Below are 14,903 nucleotides of genomic sequence, written 5' to 3'. Positions count from 1 at the left end.
ATGCGTACCCGACATGTTCTGATCACGGCGGCGCTCGGCGCCATCTTTATCGGTGCGACCGGACAGAGCGCGGCCGCGGTGCCGTCCCCCGCTCCCGGGGTGAGCAGCGCCGGGACCTCGTTCCTGACAGCCGTCGCGGTGACGCCGGGTCAGCAGGTGCACGTCGACGCGGTCACCGGTGACTATCTGTACTGGTCGTTCGGCGCGGAGGCCGGGCAGCGGCCCGACGTGACCGCGACGGTGGCGCTGCCCCCGGCCGGGGACCGTACCGGCGGACAGGCCTGGACCATCGAGGTCTTCGACGGGCTGCGCCGCCGGCAGGCCTGCGTGGCCGGGGAGCAGAGCCCCCTGGCCGACGCGAGCGCGACGCAGATCGCGTTGCGCTGTCAGCTGCGCCAGGTCCGGTCGTGGGCGGAGCCGTGGGACGGTGACCCGCTGCCGGGCACGTACTACGTGCGGCTGTCGAGCACCGAGCTGCCGGAGAAGGATCTGGGCCTGCCGCTGAAGGTGGACCTGCTGCTCGCCGCGCCGAAGGGTGACACCGGCGCCGACCAGGGTGTGCTCGCCGCGCCGCTGGTGGCGAACAATCGGCCGGGCAGCGTGCTGACCGGGGGCACTGCCCCGTCGGCGGCGCCGGTGGACGACGAGGACGGCGGCACCTTCGACTGGGTGCCGGACTTCTCGTCCCGCTGGGTCTGGACCGTGGGCGGCGGCGTCCTTGCCGCGGTCACCGGCCTGATCGGGTTTTCCTGGACCCGCCGCCGCAAGGTCAGGACGGCGTAACGAAGTTGGGGACGGAGGGCCGTGCGGAGGACGCGCGGCCCTTCGGCTCCTCCCACTCCTCCTGGCGGCCCAGGGCGGTGAGATCGAGGAAACCGTACGCCCCGCCGAGGTGATCCACCCCGCGCCCGAACGTCGAATACGTGTGGAACACCGCGTCGTCCACCTTCAGGAAGCAGCTCATGCCGGGCTGTTCCTGGGTGGTGCCGGGCTCGACGGCCCACGGCAGCGGCTGGTAGTTGTAGATCGGCGGATCCTCGTCGGCCGGGTCCATGGTCACGCCGTAGTCGAGGTTGAAGTTCGTGCCGTGCGACGAGTACCACGGGATCGTCCAGCCCTTGCGGGCCTGGTAGCCGGCGAGCTTCGGCTGCGGCGCGCGCGAGATCAGCGCGAACGAGGTGTCGCGGGCGTTGAGGTGCTCGATCAGGCCGGGGGAGAGCTCGTCGACCCCGGCGGTGCAGCTGGGGCACGCGTCGTCCCAGGACGGGTCGAACATGACGTGCTGCACGATGAGTTGCCGGCGCCCGTCGAACAGGTCCGCCAGCCGGGCCGGTCCGTGGGCGCCGTGGAATTCGTAGGGCTCGTTCACGCGTACCATCGGGAGCCGCCGGCGGTCCGCGTTGAGCGCGTCGATCCGCCGGGTCATCTCTTTCTCCCGGCCGAGCAGCTCCACCCGGGCGGCCAGCCAAACCTCACGGTCGACGATCTGCGGAAGCGTCATACCGGATTTTAACCCCGGAACGGGACGATCGGCGTCAGCGCGTCCCGTCGAGCGCGGCGGCCAGGTACGCGGTGGCGTCCCTGATGTCGACCTCGCGCATGTGCAGCGGCCCGGTCTCGGTGATCCACGCCCGGTCGGCGCCGCCCGCGAACATCGGCGCGAGCCCGAGATCGCGTACGAGCTGCGACGCCGTCGCCCGGGCGTCGGCGAAGTCGGTGCACAGGAACTCCGCGAGCATCGGGTCCCGGCCGCGCCGCGCGTCGAGCACCGAGACGGGCAGCGTGTTCAGCGCCTTCACCCAGTGAGCGTCCGGCGACCACAGGGCCAGCTGCTCGAGGCCGCTCTCGCTCGGCGGCGGCTCGGTCGCGTCCAGCACGGGCTTCCCCGCGAGCGCACCACCGGCCAGGTCGAGAGCGTCGTGCGCCGCACCCCACTCCGGCGCGAACAGCACCGCGTCCCCGAACACCGCCGCCTCCTGCACGGTGGCACCCGCGTCCCCGATGCTGGCGACCACCTCGTGCCCGGCCTGCGTCCACCATTGCGCGAGCGCCCCGCCGATCTCGCCCTGCCCCGCGATGACCCCGATCCGCATAGTCCACAGAATGCCTGCTGATCTTCGGTCGCCGTGGGCGAATCAGGTGATCTCGTTGCCCGTGTGGAAGAAGCGGGTGTCGTAGTCCTGCGAGCACAGGGGCTGCTGCGGGCCAGGGCGAACAGTTCGGTGTCCTCGGCGAGCGGGTAGTCGCCGATCAGGAAGGCCTGGGCGGGCCCGGACGGCGTACCAGGTCATCAGGCCGCGGCGGCGAGGCGGTTGCGGCCACCGCGTTTGGCCGCGTAGAGGTTGGCGTCGGCGCGGGTGTAGAGGTCGTCGCCGGTCTCGCCGGGGCGGCAGGTGGCCAGGCCCATGCTCAGGGTGACGCGCAGGCCGGGGGCGATCGTGGACCAGTCGCGGGAGAGGATGACCTGCCGGATCCGCTCGGCGACCTGGCGGGATTCCAGCTCGCCGGTGGACAGGAACAGCGCGAACTCGTCGCCGCCGAAGCGGATCGCCACCTCGTCGTGGCGGCAGTGCGCCCGCAGGACGGCGGCGATCTCGCCGAGGACGCGGTCGCCGACGCCGTGGGAGAACTCGTCGTTGATGGCCTTGAACCGGTCCACGTCGATGAGCAGCAGTGCGCCCGCGCCCGACATCGACGACATGCGGCTGTCGAACATCCGGCGGTTGCCGAGCCCGGTGAGTGCGTCTGAGGTGGCCTGCCGGTCGGCGCTCTTGCGGGCCGCCTCCAGCTCCACCCGCTTGTACGACTGGTGCAGCATCGTGCGCCGGTCCAGCCGCAGCTGCCACAGCATCCGGATGTGCGCGTGCAGCGCCCCCAGCATCGTGCTGCTCGCCTCGCCGGGGGACTGCATCGCGGCGGTGACGGCCAGCTCGAACTGGAAGTTGAGCCGCTGGGCGGGCAGGACGCACAGCTCGTCGCCGGCCAGGAACTCGCGCCGGGCGGCCCGGAGGTCCCCGGCCGCGCGCAGCACCAGGCCGTGCGCCATGTGCAGGGCACGCGTCTCGTGGTTGTGGCCGCCGGCGCGCATGGGCATCAGGTGCTCGTCGACGAGTTCCTGGGCAGCGGTGAGCCGGCCCTGCTTGGCGTAGCCGAGCGCGAGCAGCGCCTCGCCGATGGGGGCGTCGGTGCCGCGGTCCGACCAGTAGGTCAGGATGGTAACGCTCTTGCCGAGGATGACCGCGGCCTCCTCCTCACGCTGCACCTGCTCGAGGCGTAACGCCCATTCGAGCAGGAACTCCGCGTACTGCAGCTCGGCGCCGGAGCGGTAGATGTCGTTCGGTTCCTCGAAGGCGTTGATGGCCTGCAGCATGGCCACCTCGGCCAGCTCGAACAGCTCGGCCTCGCGGGCGGCGTCGGCGAGCGACGCCATCGCGGAGAAGTAGCGCAGGCTCTTGCGGGGCACGACGTCGAGCATCGCCATCGCCCGGGCCACGTAGTGCAGGCCCTCGTCCATCCGCCCGACCTGGATCAGCATCCGGGCGGTGTCGGCGAGGATCTTGGCGTCGGTGGTGCGCGGGCCGGTGGACGGGCCGGTGTCGGCGACCAGCTCCTCGCCGATGCGCAGGGCCTCGTCGGGGCGGCCGAGGGCGCTGAGGGCGTACATGCGCCCGAGGCGGCTGACCCGGTAGGTCCGGCCGTCGCCGAGGATGCGCAGCGCACCCTCGGCCGCGTCGGCGGCGATCAGCGTCTCGCCGTGGTGCCCGCGGATGGTCAGGTCGTGGATGTGCAGGCCGAGGCCGGCGTACGCGCCATAGGGCGAGACGACAGCCGGCAGATTCTCCACGGTTCTAACGTCGGTCGGCTTTTCGGGAAGGTGAGCCTTCCGCTACGATTTGAGCGTACGCTCAACGGGAAGAGGGTCGTGTCCGCTACTCAGCAGAAGTTGATCGAGGGCGCCCTGGCCGCGGTGCGCGAGCACGGCATCGCGGGTGTCTCGGCACGTACCATCGCCGCCGCCGCGGGGGTCAACCAGGCGCTCGTCTTCTACCACTTCGGCACGGTCGACGAGTTGCTCTCGGTCGCGTGCAGGAGCGAGACCGAGACCCGCGTGGCGGTCTACCGGGAGCGCTTCGCCGCCGTGAGCAACCTGCGTGAGCTGCTCGATGTCGGCCGCGCGCTGCACGAGCGGGAGAAGACGGACGGCAACGTCGCGGTCCTCGGGCAGTTGCTCGCCGGGGCGCAGACCGACGAGCGCCTCGCCGCCTCGACGGGAGCGGCCCTGGCCCTCTGGACCGCGGAGATCGAGACGGTGCTGCGCCGGTTGCTGGACGGCTCGCCGCTGGGCATGCTGGCCGACCCGGCGGGCCTGGCGCAGGCGGTGTCGGCGGCGTTCGTCGGCCTGGAGCTGTTCGAGGGTGTCGATCCGGACGGCGCTGCCCAGGCTTTCACCGCACTGGAGCAGCTCGCCGTCCTCGCCGAGGTCGTCGACGACCTCGGGCCGGTGGCACGCCGAGCCCTGAAGATGCGCCTCAGGAAACTGTGACGGGCTTCCAGCCGAGCGCGGGCCCGAGCTTCGTGGCCATGTCGGTCAGGATCTGCACGTAATCGGCGTGCTCGAAACTGAACGGCAGCGCGAACGCCACCTCGTGGATCTCCCGGAACGCGGCGTGCGCGTAGAGCTGCTCGGCGATCTGCTCCGACGAGCCGATCAGGTCGGGCGCGAACATCATCCGCCGAGGTCCGTGCGTGGTCGCGGTGCGGGGAAGACGCTTTTCCACGTACGCCGAATAGCGCGCTTTCTGTTCGTCGGTGGCACTGTCGGTGGGGATCACGACGAGCCCCTGCGACACCCGGGCGTCCTCGCCGCCGGGGTGCGCCGCGCGGAACGCCCGCACCTGCGCGAGCTGGTTCTGCGCGAAGTCCTCCGACCCCTCCGCCTGGATGACGCTGCTGGTCAGGAAGTTCATCCGGTGCTCGCCGGCCCACGTCGCCGAGCGCAGGCTGGCCCCGCCGTACCACATGCGCTCCCGCAGCCCGGCGGCGTGCGGCTCGACCCGGTCGGAGAAGACCTCGACGACGCCCTGCGCCCCGCTGAGGTCACTGGCCTTCTCCCCGGCGACAAAGCTCAGCAGCCGCTCGACCCGCCCGTAGGTGAGGTCCTCCGTGCCGGCGGTGTCCGGGTAGAGCGCGTCGCGGACGTGCTCCCAGTTCATCGGCGGCCCCACGCTGATGCCCGGGTTGAGCCGCCCGCCGGTCAGGATGTCGACGGTCGCGAGGTCCTCGGCGAGCCGCAGCGGGTTCTCCCAGCCCAGCGGGGTGACCGCCGTGCCGAGCTCGATGCGGCTCGTGCGCTGCGACGCGGCGGCGAGCACCGCGATCGGCGACGAGATCCCGAACTGCAGGTGGCGGTGGCGCAGCCAGGCACTGTCGAACCCGAGCTGCTCACCCAGCTGGATGATCGCCAGCGTCGACTCGTGACCCGGCCCGGGATCGGCCCCGTCGAACAGCCCGATCGTCAGAAAGCCCATTTTCCGCAGCGGTGATGAAGGCGTCGGCACGCCCCCGATTCTGCCCGCTCGCGGAAAACTCGTGATCAGCGGGCGGGGGACCAGCCGATCGCGGGCGCGATGTGCTTGGTCAGCGTTTCGAGGATCCGGGCGTTGTACTCGACGCCGAGCTGGTTGGGCACCGTGAACAGGATCGTGTCGGCGGCCTGGACCGCCTCGTCGGCGGCGAGCTCTGCCGCGATACGGTCGGGCTCCCCGGCGTACGTTCGGCCGAAGCGGGAGCGGACGCCCTCGAGCAGCCCGACCTGGTCCTCGTCCTGCTCCTGGTTGCCGAAGTAGATGCGGTCGATGTCCTCGGTGATCGGCAGCACGCTGCGGGAGATCGACACGCGGGCCTCGCGGGTGTGGCCGGCTTCCTTCCAGGCCTGGCGGAACAGCTCGATCTGCTCGGCCTGGAGGCGGTCGAACGGTACGCCGGTGTCCTCGCTCAGCAGCGTCGAGCTCTGCAGGTTGACGCCGATCCCGGCGGCCCACTGCGCGGTGGCGCGGGTGCCGGCGCCCCACCAGATCCGGTCGCGCAGGCCGGGGGACTGCGGCGTGACGGCGAGCCCGCCGCTGACGCCGCCGGTGCGGGCCGGGTCGGTGCGGGCGACCGCGGCACCGTCGATCGCGGCGAGGAAGATCTCGGTCTTGTTGCGGGCATCGTCGCCGGCGGTCGAACCCTCGGCCGGGACGTAGCCGAACGACTCGGCGCCGCGCAGCGCGGTCTCGGGGGATCCGCGGCTCACGCCCAGCTGCAGGCGCCCGCCGCTGATCAGGTCGGCGGCGGCGGCTTCCTCGGCCATGTAGAGGGGATTCTCGTAGCGCATGTCGATCACGCCGGTGCCGATCTCGATCCGGCTGGTCCGCGCGCCGATCGCGGCGAGCAGCGGGAACGGCGAGGCCAGTTGGCGCTCGAAGTGGTGCACGCGCACGAACGCGCCGTCGACGCCGAGCTCCTCGGCGGCCACGGCCAGGTCGATGGTCTGCAGCAGCGCGTCGCCGCCGCTGCGGGTCTGTGACCCGTTGACGTCACGCCAGTGGCCGAACGACAGGAACCCGATCTTCTTCTTCACGCAGGCCCCAACCCCCGTCAGGACCCCGGCATTCCCAACCTATCCTCCTAGGACGCCCAGGAACGTGCCCTACGGTTCGATCTGCGGGGCGATCGACTCCGTCTGCGAGGCGTTCGACTCCGTCTGCGGGGCGATCGACTCTGTCCGCGGGGCAATTGCGATGAGCAGGTCGAACGAGGGCTGCCCGGGAGTCGTGGCGGCGCTGAACTGCTCGACGACCTCCAGCAGCGCCTCGCGGAACCGGCCGGCCTGCTCCGGTGCCATGCCGGCGGACGTGTAGCTGACGACGATGCGCTCGGCGTCGGGGGCGTCCCGGTCGAGCGCGGCCCGGCCCGAGCGCAGGCCCGTCATGATCGTGCCTTTCACCTCGTCGAGGAACGTGCTGACCAGCGCGCCCATCTCCTCGACCGGCTCGCCGGCGCTGCCGCGCTGGAAGACGATGCTCGCCTGGGCGGTGCCGTAGTGCTTCTCGATGATGCCGTTGACCACCTGGGTGCTGCGGATCTCGAGCAGGCCGCGCTGTTCGAGCAGGCCGAGGTGGTAGTAGAGCTTCTTCGGCGGCATCACGATCGCGGTGGCCAGCTCCTTGGCCGTCCAGGAGCGGGCCCGGTCGGCCATCATCAGCTCCACGATCGCCAGGCGTGCCGGATCGGCGAGGGCCTTGAGCGTCTCCACGTCGCGGACGACGCGGGGTTCGGCGGTCATCGATGTATTTCCCTTCAAACGGTGACGTCTCGGAGCATAGTCGCGATATCCAAATCCCCTCGAATGAACCGCCGAAATACGACGCTTGACTTAGCTAGATCATCTAGCAAAACTTGGACGTTCCACGATGATCTGTTTCTCCAGCGGATTCAGGGGTGCACCCATGCTGATCGATTCCTGGCTTCTGCAGCACGCGGCTGAACTGGCCGAACAGGCGGGCACCCAGCTCAGTGCCGCCGCCGGCGTGCTCCACCACGAGGCGCACGTCTTCATGGAGGAGATCACCCAGGCCACCACGACCCTGCACTCCGCGTTCACCGAGACCGTCAACGCCGGCTGTGCCGAGAACTGACCGCCTGCGACCCAGCAGGTATGCGGTGGTCGGCCGGAACGCCTTCCGCCATCCCTCGGGCCGGGTCGTGCGCCCGGTCCTGAACACCGCGACGGCGAAGGTCTACCTGGTCGACCTGGCCACCGCGCAGCGCCTGGAAGCGGGCGTCGCCGAGGGGGACGACGCCCGCCTGGCGCAATCGGGGCTACTGGTCGAAGTGGACCACGACGAGGCGGCCGAGGTCATCGAGGCCTCCCGGGTGGCGGCCCGCGACCGCCGGACCCGCGACTTCGTGGTGATGCCGAGCGCCTACTGCAACATGGGCTGCGGCTACTGCGGGCAGACCCACGAGCGGGTCACGGTCTCGCGGGACCACCGCGCCGCGCTGGCGGAACGCGTCGCCCGGGCGGCCCGCGGCGGCCGGTACGACACGCTCAACGTCCGCTGGTTCGGCGGCGAGCCGCTGATGGGCTATGCCGTGCTGCTCGACCTGTCCCGCCGCTTCACCGCCGCCGCCGACGAGGCCGGCGTCGGGTATGCCGCGAAGATCGTCACCAACGGGTCGCTGCTGGACGCGCGCAAGCTCCGGGCGCTGCACCGGGACGCGCGGATCAGCTCCGTCGAGGTCACCCTCGACGGCCCGGCCGAGGTGCACGACGCGTCGCGGCCGTTGAAGAGCGGCGCCGGCTCGTTCCACAAGATTATCGGGGTCATCGGCGCGGCGTTGCGGGACCCCGAGCTGGACGGGCTGCACTTCACCGTGCGTACCAACATCGGCGTGCACAACGCGGCCCTGGCCGAACCGTTCGCCGCGGAGCTGGCAGCCGCCGGGCTCGCCCACGACCGGGTCGCCTGCTACCCGGCGCCGGTGCACTCGTGGGGCAACGACGTCAGCGACGTGGCCGTGCCGCGCGCGGACCTGGCGGCGGCCGAGATGGCGTGGTTCCTCGCCTACCAGCGCCACGGGCTGCGGTTCCGGTTGCTGCCGGCGGCCCCGCGCCGGGTGGTCTGCGCCGCGACGTCGCGGCACAGCGAGGTGGTCGGCGCCGACGGGCGCGTCTACAGCTGCACCGAGCAGTCGCTCGTGCCCGGCCATCGCGACGAGGACCTCGGGCACGTCGGAAGCCTGGCTGCTGACGAGCTGCGGCCACCGGGGGCCTTCGACGACTGGTACGACACCCTCGACGCCGGTGCGACAGCGTGCCGCGGGTGCGCGATCCTGCCGGTGTGCGGCGGCGCGTGCCCCAAACTCTGGCGGGAGGGCAAACCGCCCTGCCCGTCGCTGCGGGACAACGTCCGCGACCGTCTCGATCTCTACGCTCTGACCGCCGGTTACACCCCCGTCGGCTGAGGTCCGCGTCATCGCAGGACCAGGGTCCGGACCAGGTTGGGCACCCGCAGCTCGGTGCTCACCTCGCTGTGCGAGGCTCGGACCAGCCCGCAGCCGATGAGTACGTCGAGCCCGGCGGCGACCTCGTCGAGCCCGTGCCCCAGGGCGCGCACGACATCGGTCACCGTGCCCGGCCTCGCGGTGCCGGCCAGTTCGCGCAGGATCGTGTGGTGCCACTTGCCCAGCCGCGCGAGGCTGGCGCCGACCACGGCGCCGATGGTCAGGGCCTGGCGGTCGGGGCGGGCCGGGACGGCGAGGTCGAGCAGGTCCGCGGGGGTCACCTCGGCGAGCTGCTGCGGACTGAGCACCCGGCCTCGCTCCGCGACGACCTCCAGGGCGAGCGGCAGCCCGTCGAGCCGCCGGCAGATCTCGGCCGCGGCCAGGGCGTTCGCCGTGCTCAGCCCGAAACCCGGCCGGGCCTGCGCCAGGCGTTCCACGAACAACCGCACGGAGGGTACGCCCGCCAGCTCGGCCGGCGCTTCTGTTCTCATCGACGGCGTGGGCAGCGGCGCGACGACCGCCGGGTGCGCGCCCGCGACGTGCCACGGCCGCCGGGACGTGGTGATCACCCGCAGGCCGGGGCACTGGGCGAGCAGCTCCCGCACGAGCAGCGGCATCGTGGCCTCGGCGAGCCCGTCGAGGACGAGCAGGGCCTCGTGCCGGCCGATCAGCTGACGCACCTGCCCGACCGCGTCCCGGGTTTCGTCGTCGGCGTCGCTCTCGGTCAGGGACTTCAGCGACCGCAGCAGCGGACCGTACGCGGTGCCGTGCCGGTGCAGCGTCCCCATGTCGGTGCCGATCCAGAGCACCGGCCAGTCGTGCCGGGCCCCGGCGCGCGTCGAGACCTCGGCGGCCAGCCGGGTCTTGCCTACCCCGGGCAGCCCGGAGAGCGCGATCATCCGCCGCCCGGAGGCGAGCACCTCGAGCAGGTCGAGGACCTCGCCCTCCCGCCCGATCAGCGCGTCGGGGGCCGTGGGCGCGGCGGTGCAGCAGCCGTTGTCGAACGGGCCGGTGGGACGCCTGGTCAGGCTGGCCGTCACGAACAGGTCGCGCATAGCGCCCTGTAGGTGCAGGCCGTCGGCGAGCAGGTGGATCGTCTGGGTGCGGGCGTTGGCCCGGCCGGCCTCGAGGTCGCGGATCGCCCGGGGGCTGACCGTGGAGAGGTCGGCGAGGGCCCGCTGGGTCAGGCCGGCCCGCACCCGATGGTGGCGCAGGAGTTCCGGGAAAGGGATGGGAGTCGTCACGCTGCCCCCGCTCGATCTAATCTTCAGGAACATCCAAATTATCTTGGACGTCCGAACGGAGTGTCAACCCGGCTGTTCGGTCCCGTTAGGTTGTGCACAATTAAGTTGTACACAACTTAATTGTGCACAACTAAATTGCACGCGACCTAACGGTGCGCGACCGCGCGGCCCGCAACCTAACGGTGTGTCACCAGGCGACCCGCACGTAACGGTGCGCAGCTGGTGGCCCGCACGTAACGGTGCGCAGCCGGCGGCCCGGACCTAACGGTGCGCAGCCGGCGGCCTGCACCTAACGGTGGGCAATCGGCGGCCCGGACTTAACGGTGCGCGACCGTTCGGGTGCGCCGGTCCAGCAGGTCCAGTGAGACGCCGAGCAGAGCGACCGCGAGGGGGTCGGAGGCGTCCGTCGCGGCGTGTTCGGAGAGCCGGGCGAGCAGGTTCCCCAGCGGGGGCGGCGGCGCGGTGCGGTCGGTGCGCCGCAGCAGGGCGAGGCTCAGGGCGGCCTGGGCGGCGATCAGGTCGAGCAGTTCCATGTCGTCGAGTTCGCGGGCGGCGTCGTCGGTGCCCACCCGGCGGTCGAGGACCTCGAGGACGCCGATGCACTCGCCCTCGGCGACGAGCGGGGCCGCCATGATGCTGGCCGGTAGGTAGCCGGTGGACGCCGCCGCGTCGCGGGCGAACCGGTCGGTGCCGCTCACGTCGGTGATCAGGGTCTGGCAGCTCGCCGCGACCCAGCCGGCGATCCCGGTGCCGGGGGCGAACCGGCGCCCGACCAGGCTCTGCTGGCCCGCGCCGGCGACCGCGGCGAAGACCAGTTCGCCGGTGTCCGGGCTGACCATGAAGACCGATGTGGCGGCCGCCGAGTAGACGTGGCGTGCCACCGCGACGACGGACTGCAGCAGCAGCTGCTCGGTGACCCCGCTATGTGGCCCTGCTGACGAGAACTCCACCGTCATCCCCCTCGATCGATACGTTGTCGGCGCAGTGGTAGAGCACGCTCTTGAGCTGGAACGGCGTCAGCCACGGGTGTTTGCTCAGGACCCGGGCGGCGATCCCCGCGATGTGCGGCGCCGCGAAGCTGTTGCCGGTGTTGCGGGTGACACCGCCACCGGGCTGGGCGACGGGAACGCGTACGCCCCGCGCGCAGAATTCCACCGGCGGCGCGGCGTTGTAGTAGTAGGTGAGCGGGCCGGGCTCCGCGTGGCTCGCCACGGAGATCACCGACGAGAAGCTCCACGGGAAGCTCTCGATCGGCAGGTTGTGCGCGGCCACGACGAGGGTCGTGCGGCGGAAGTAGGCGCGGTCGCAGAGCTCGGCCAGCCGTCCCCGGAATTCCAGCCGGGCGGTGGAGAGGCTCATGTTGATGACGTCGAAGTCCTGCTCGATCGCGTACGCGAGCCCCGCGATCAGCGCCGCCGCGCTGCCGGACTTCCCGTCCTCGAGGACCCGCAGCGAGCTGAGCTCCACGCCGGGGGCGAGTTCGCGGATGATTCCCGCGCACGCCGTGCCGTGCCCCGCGGTGTCGGTCGGCTCGCAGGCGCGGACCCGGGGCACCCGGCCCTCCTCGGTGACGACCTCCCAGGCCCGGTCGACGGGTCCGGCGAGGGGATGGGTGCCGTCGATGCCGCTGTCGAGGACGCAGACGCGTACGCCGCTGCCGTCCGCGCCACCGAGTGCCCAATCCCGGTCGACACCGCCGAACAGGCTCGCGGGTACGGGCTCCTCGCGGTACCCCGTGGCAGGCATGCCCCACGCCGGTACGCCCGCGAAGTACCGGGCCCGTTCACGCCGCCACGGGGCAGGGGTCAGCTCCACGCGCGTACCGATCGCAGGGGAACCTCGGCCCCGATCCCGGCGTAACTCGCGACAGCTTCCCGGGCCGCCCGCGCCGCCGCGGCTTCGTCCCCGGCAGTGCGATGGGCGCGGGCGAGATCGAAGTGCACGTCACCGCGCAGGCACGGGTCGTCGGTGGTGGCGAGCAGCGACGTCACGGCGTCCGGCGGGGCGACGCCGAGCCGCGCGGCGGTGGACAGGGCGAGCAGCCGCCCGCGTACCTCCATGTCCTGATGCTCTTCCAGGAGCCCGGCGATCTCGGCGGTCGCGCCCGGCAGGTCCTCGGTGATCAGCTCCCGGGCCGCCTGCACGCGCAACGTCAGGGCGGTCGGAGCGTGCCCGGCCCGTTCCAGTGCCGCCGCGGCGTCCTGGAAATGCCTGCGCGCGCCGCGGTGGTCGCCGTCCAGTGCGGTCACGAGCCCCGCGGCCTGGGAGATCAGGACCTCGCCCATGGTGAGCCGCAGTTGCGCGACGATCGCCCCGGCTCCGGCGAGTGCGGCGTGGGCGCCCGGGCCGTCACCGGTCAGCGCGAGACTCCGGGCCCGCGCGACCAGCACCGGCATGAGCAGGAACGGGTCGGCGGCGAAACGGCCGGCGAGCTCGGCGCAGTGGGCCAGTCGTTCGGCGAGGGGCACCGGCGACCACTGCCGGATCTCGCAGAGCGCGACGAGCAGCCGCTCCTGCTCGTAGTCGTCGCCGAGCTCCTTCGCGTGCCCGAGCGCGGCGCGTGCCGCCAGCTCGGCTGCCCCGAACCTGCCGCACGCCAGGTGGGTGAGCATGCGCAGCTGCTCGAAGCGGCAGCCGGCGAGCCGGTCACCCGGGTCGCCCTCGAGCTCCCGCCGGACCTCCGTACGGATGCCGCGCCGCGCGTCCAGCAGGTACCGCTGGGCGCGGCAGGCCGGCGAGCCCGCTGCCGCGGCGATCACCGAGACCGCGCGGGTCAGGTCGCCCGCCAGGAGCAGGGCGTCGCTGAGCCGGATCGCCGCGACCTCCCCGCCCGGGATCAGCTCCACGGCCTGCCCGAGCAGCTCGATCGCCGCCGGGACGTCGCGTTGCCGCAGCGCCGCCGTGCCCTCGCGGAGCAGAGCATCGGCCGCTTCTCCGGTCAGGGCGGGCAGCTCGGCGTCGTGCGGGCGCAGCTCCGCGAGCAGGCGTACGGCCGCCGCGAGATGGAACGCCGCCGCGACCCCGCCCGCGGCCAGGGCCCGGTGCCAGATCAGCCGCTGGTTCTTGTCGAGCCGCCCGTACGCGACCTCGTGCACCGGCTGCTGGACGAAGCTGTACCCGCCGGGCCGCTCGGCAGGCCGGATCAGCCCCCGCCGTACCAGCGTCTCCAGATCGGCGGCGGTCACGGGCGTACCCAGCGGATCGAGCTCGTGCACCGTGAACGAGGACCCGGCCACCGCGGCGGCGCCGAGCAGCTCCCGGGCCGGTGCGGGCAGCCGGTCGAGGGCCGCCCCGACCAGCGCGGTGATCGTCGGTGGCACGCCTCCGGATGACTCCACCATCAGCCGGATGAACAGGGGATTGCCCGCGCTGTGCGCCGTGACCCGGTCGATCGTCCCGGCCTCGTGCGCCTGCACCTCGGCACCGGCGGCGAGCAGCAGCGCGACGAGCGACGCGCTGTCCTGCGGACCCAGCGGTCCCAGGCAGATCACCTCGTCGCCGGGCCCGCGCACCCAGGGGGCACCGCGTTCCATCAGCTCGGGGCGGCCGGCGCAGATCATCAGCAGCGGAAGGTCCCACAACGTACGCGTGAGCTCGCCGATCAACCGCAGCAGCGACAGCCCGGCCGCGTCGAGCCCGTCCCAGACCACGACGAGCGGCTGCGCACCGGCGGCCGCGGTGAGCAGCTCCCGCGCGGCCCAGGACACCTCCTCCACACCCGGTGTCCGGGCGTGCGCACCCTGGCGCAGGCCGTCCAGGACCGCGGTCACGCGGGGGCTGTGCCCGCTGTGGGCCAGCGCGTCGAGGACCTGCAGCAGGGTGACGTGGTTGCCGTTCGGACCGTACGACGGGCACGTCCCGGTCACCGCGGTGAACACGGCACCGGCGGCGGCCAGCTCCGCCAGCACCTCGCGGACCAGGCGGGACTTGCCGACCCCGGGTGGGCCGAGCACGGTCACCGTCCGGGTGCGCCGCTGCCCTGCGGCGGCGTCGTACGCGGCCCTGATCCGGGCCCGCTCGGCGTCGCGGTCCACCATGGGGGCACCGTCGTCGGGGCGGCCGCCGGCGCCGTACGCGTCCCCGGCCCGCAGCGCCGCCACCGGCAGCTCCTTGCCCTTCACGGTCAGCGGCGGCACCGGAACCATGGCGAAGTGCTGCCGGGCCAGGTCCGCGACGACGTCGTTGACGATGATCTCCCCGGCGACGGCGGCCGACTGCAGCCGCGCTGCGAGGTTGACGACGTCACCGACGATCCGCAGCCCGGCCCGCGGCGAGTGGGTCACCAGTGCCTCGCCCGCCGCGATCCCGCAGTGCACGTCGACCGGCCGGCCCAGGGGATTGACCAGAGCCGCCGTCCCGGCCCGGATGTCGCACGCGGCGCGCAGGGCCCGCAGCGCGTCGTCCTCCCCGGAGCGGTCCGTGCCGAAGACCGCCATGACGGCGTCCCCGATGAACTTCTCCACGACCCCGCCGTGGTCCTCGATCGATGCCGAGCAGATGCCGTAGTACTGCTCCAGCAGCACCTGCAGCGGCTCCGGGTCGACCCGTTCCGCGAGCGCGGTCCAGCCGACCAGATCGAGGAAGAGCACGACCACCAGCCTGCGGCTCACG

The 14,903-nt window shown here is 72.3% G+C and carries 14 protein-coding genes; 4 read left to right on the top strand and 10 right to left on the bottom strand.

Features of this window, described 5'->3' with window-relative positions; all coding sequences use genetic code 11:
* Nucleotides 1-783 (top strand): peptidase, encoded by a 783-nt coding sequence (locus Aco04nite_RS18230; RefSeq protein WP_212998418.1) that lies wholly within the window; start codon nucleotides 1-3, stop codon nucleotides 781-783.
* Here Aco04nite_RS18230 and Aco04nite_RS18225 read toward each other — a convergent pair.
* The 3 genes from Aco04nite_RS18225 to Aco04nite_RS18215 all read right to left on the bottom strand — a co-directional run bounded on the left by Aco04nite_RS18225 (nucleotide 770) and on the right by Aco04nite_RS18215 (nucleotide 3,844).
* Nucleotides 770-1,501 (bottom strand): DUF899 domain-containing protein, encoded by a 732-nt coding sequence (locus Aco04nite_RS18225; RefSeq protein ID WP_212998417.1) that lies wholly within the window; start codon nucleotides 1,499-1,501, stop codon nucleotides 770-772. The two genes, Aco04nite_RS18230 and Aco04nite_RS18225, sit on opposite strands and share 14 nt — an antisense overlap.
* Before the next feature lie 34 nt (nucleotides 1,502-1,535).
* The gene (locus Aco04nite_RS18220; RefSeq protein WP_212998416.1) at nucleotides 1,536-2,093 is read right to left on the bottom strand and encodes an NADPH-dependent F420 reductase; all 558 of its coding nucleotides are present in this window, start codon (nucleotides 2,091-2,093) and stop codon (nucleotides 1,536-1,538) included.
* Nucleotides 2,094-2,290: 197 nt separating this feature from the next.
* The gene (locus Aco04nite_RS18215; RefSeq protein ID WP_212998415.1) at nucleotides 2,291-3,844 is read right to left on the bottom strand and encodes a tetratricopeptide repeat-containing diguanylate cyclase; all 1,554 of its coding nucleotides are present in this window, start codon (nucleotides 3,842-3,844) and stop codon (nucleotides 2,291-2,293) included.
* 78 nt (nucleotides 3,845-3,922) lie between these two features.
* Here Aco04nite_RS18215 and Aco04nite_RS18210 point away from each other — a divergent pair, with 78 nt between their 5' ends.
* Complete coding sequence (locus Aco04nite_RS18210; RefSeq protein WP_212998414.1) at nucleotides 3,923-4,543, top strand: TetR/AcrR family transcriptional regulator; 621 nt, start codon at nucleotides 3,923-3,925, stop codon at nucleotides 4,541-4,543.
* Here Aco04nite_RS18210 and Aco04nite_RS18205 read toward each other — a convergent pair.
* The 3 genes from Aco04nite_RS18205 to Aco04nite_RS18195 form a co-directional block, all read right to left on the bottom strand.
* Nucleotides 4,530-5,558: an LLM class flavin-dependent oxidoreductase gene (locus Aco04nite_RS18205; protein ID WP_244876086.1), complete on the bottom strand. Its 1,029-nt coding sequence runs from the start codon at nucleotides 5,556-5,558 to the stop codon at nucleotides 4,530-4,532. The genes Aco04nite_RS18210 and Aco04nite_RS18205 overlap by 14 nt on opposite strands.
* A 35-nt stretch (nucleotides 5,559-5,593) precedes the next feature.
* Nucleotides 5,594-6,622: an LLM class flavin-dependent oxidoreductase gene (locus tag Aco04nite_RS18200; RefSeq protein WP_212998413.1), complete on the bottom strand. Its 1,029-nt coding sequence runs from the start codon at nucleotides 6,620-6,622 to the stop codon at nucleotides 5,594-5,596.
* Between the two features lie 69 nt (nucleotides 6,623-6,691).
* Nucleotides 6,692-7,327: a winged helix-turn-helix domain-containing protein gene (locus tag Aco04nite_RS18195; RefSeq protein WP_212998412.1), complete on the bottom strand. Its 636-nt coding sequence runs from the start codon at nucleotides 7,325-7,327 to the stop codon at nucleotides 6,692-6,694.
* Between the two features lie 163 nt (nucleotides 7,328-7,490).
* On the opposite strand from Aco04nite_RS18195, the gene Aco04nite_RS18190 reads away from it, so the two are divergent.
* Nucleotides 7,491-7,679, top strand: coding sequence for a hypothetical protein (locus Aco04nite_RS18190; RefSeq protein WP_212998411.1), 189 nt, complete (start codon nucleotides 7,491-7,493; stop codon nucleotides 7,677-7,679).
* Between the two features lie 25 nt (nucleotides 7,680-7,704).
* Nucleotides 7,705-9,009, top strand: a complete 1,305-nt coding sequence (locus Aco04nite_RS18185; RefSeq protein ID WP_244876085.1) for a radical SAM/SPASM domain-containing protein — start codon at nucleotides 7,705-7,707, stop codon at nucleotides 9,007-9,009.
* An 8-nt stretch (nucleotides 9,010-9,017) separates the two neighbouring features.
* On the opposite strand, the gene Aco04nite_RS18180 is transcribed toward Aco04nite_RS18185, so the two are convergent.
* From Aco04nite_RS18180 to Aco04nite_RS18165, 4 genes are all read right to left on the bottom strand, one after another.
* On the bottom strand, nucleotides 9,018-10,292 hold the full coding sequence (locus Aco04nite_RS18180) for a helix-turn-helix domain-containing protein (RefSeq protein ID WP_212998410.1): 1,275 nt from the start codon (nucleotides 10,290-10,292) through the stop codon (nucleotides 9,018-9,020).
* A 317-nt stretch (nucleotides 10,293-10,609) separates the two neighbouring features.
* Nucleotides 10,610-11,242, bottom strand: a complete 633-nt coding sequence (locus Aco04nite_RS18175) for a GAF domain-containing protein (RefSeq protein ID WP_244876084.1) — start codon at nucleotides 11,240-11,242, stop codon at nucleotides 10,610-10,612.
* Nucleotides 11,214-12,107 (bottom strand): S8 family serine peptidase, encoded by an 894-nt coding sequence (locus Aco04nite_RS18170; RefSeq protein WP_244876083.1) that lies wholly within the window; start codon nucleotides 12,105-12,107, stop codon nucleotides 11,214-11,216. The genes Aco04nite_RS18175 and Aco04nite_RS18170 overlap by 29 nt, the downstream gene beginning before the upstream one ends.
* A complete protein-coding gene (locus Aco04nite_RS18165) occupies nucleotides 12,098-14,902 on the bottom strand; it encodes an adenylate/guanylate cyclase domain-containing protein (RefSeq protein ID WP_212998408.1) in 2,805 nt (934 codons plus the stop codon). Before Aco04nite_RS18165 ends, Aco04nite_RS18170 begins: the two co-directional genes overlap by 10 nt.
* Between the last annotated feature and the right edge of the window lies 1 nt (nucleotide 14,903).

The organism is Winogradskya consettensis (assembly GCF_018332715.1).
GTDB classification, from domain to species: Bacteria; Actinomycetota; Actinomycetes; order Mycobacteriales; family Micromonosporaceae; genus Actinoplanes; species Actinoplanes consettensis.
This window is presented reverse-complemented; position numbering and strand designations above follow the sequence as displayed.

Coding starts and splice junctions, on each gene's coding strand:
- Aco04nite_RS18230 (WP_212998418.1), top strand. CDS start 1: ATGCGTACCCGACATGTTCTGATCACGGCGGCGCTCGGCGCCATCTTT.
- Aco04nite_RS18225 (WP_212998417.1), bottom strand. CDS start 1,501: ATGACGCTTCCGCAGATCGTCGACCGTGAGGTTTGGCTGGCCGCCCGG.
- Aco04nite_RS18220 (WP_212998416.1), bottom strand. CDS start 2,093: ATGCGGATCGGGGTCATCGCGGGGCAGGGCGAGATCGGCGGGGCGCTC.
- Aco04nite_RS18195 (WP_212998412.1), bottom strand. CDS start 7,327: ATGACCGCCGAACCCCGCGTCGTCCGCGACGTGGAGACGCTCAAGGCC.
- Aco04nite_RS18190 (WP_212998411.1), top strand. CDS start 7,491: ATGCTGATCGATTCCTGGCTTCTGCAGCACGCGGCTGAACTGGCCGAA.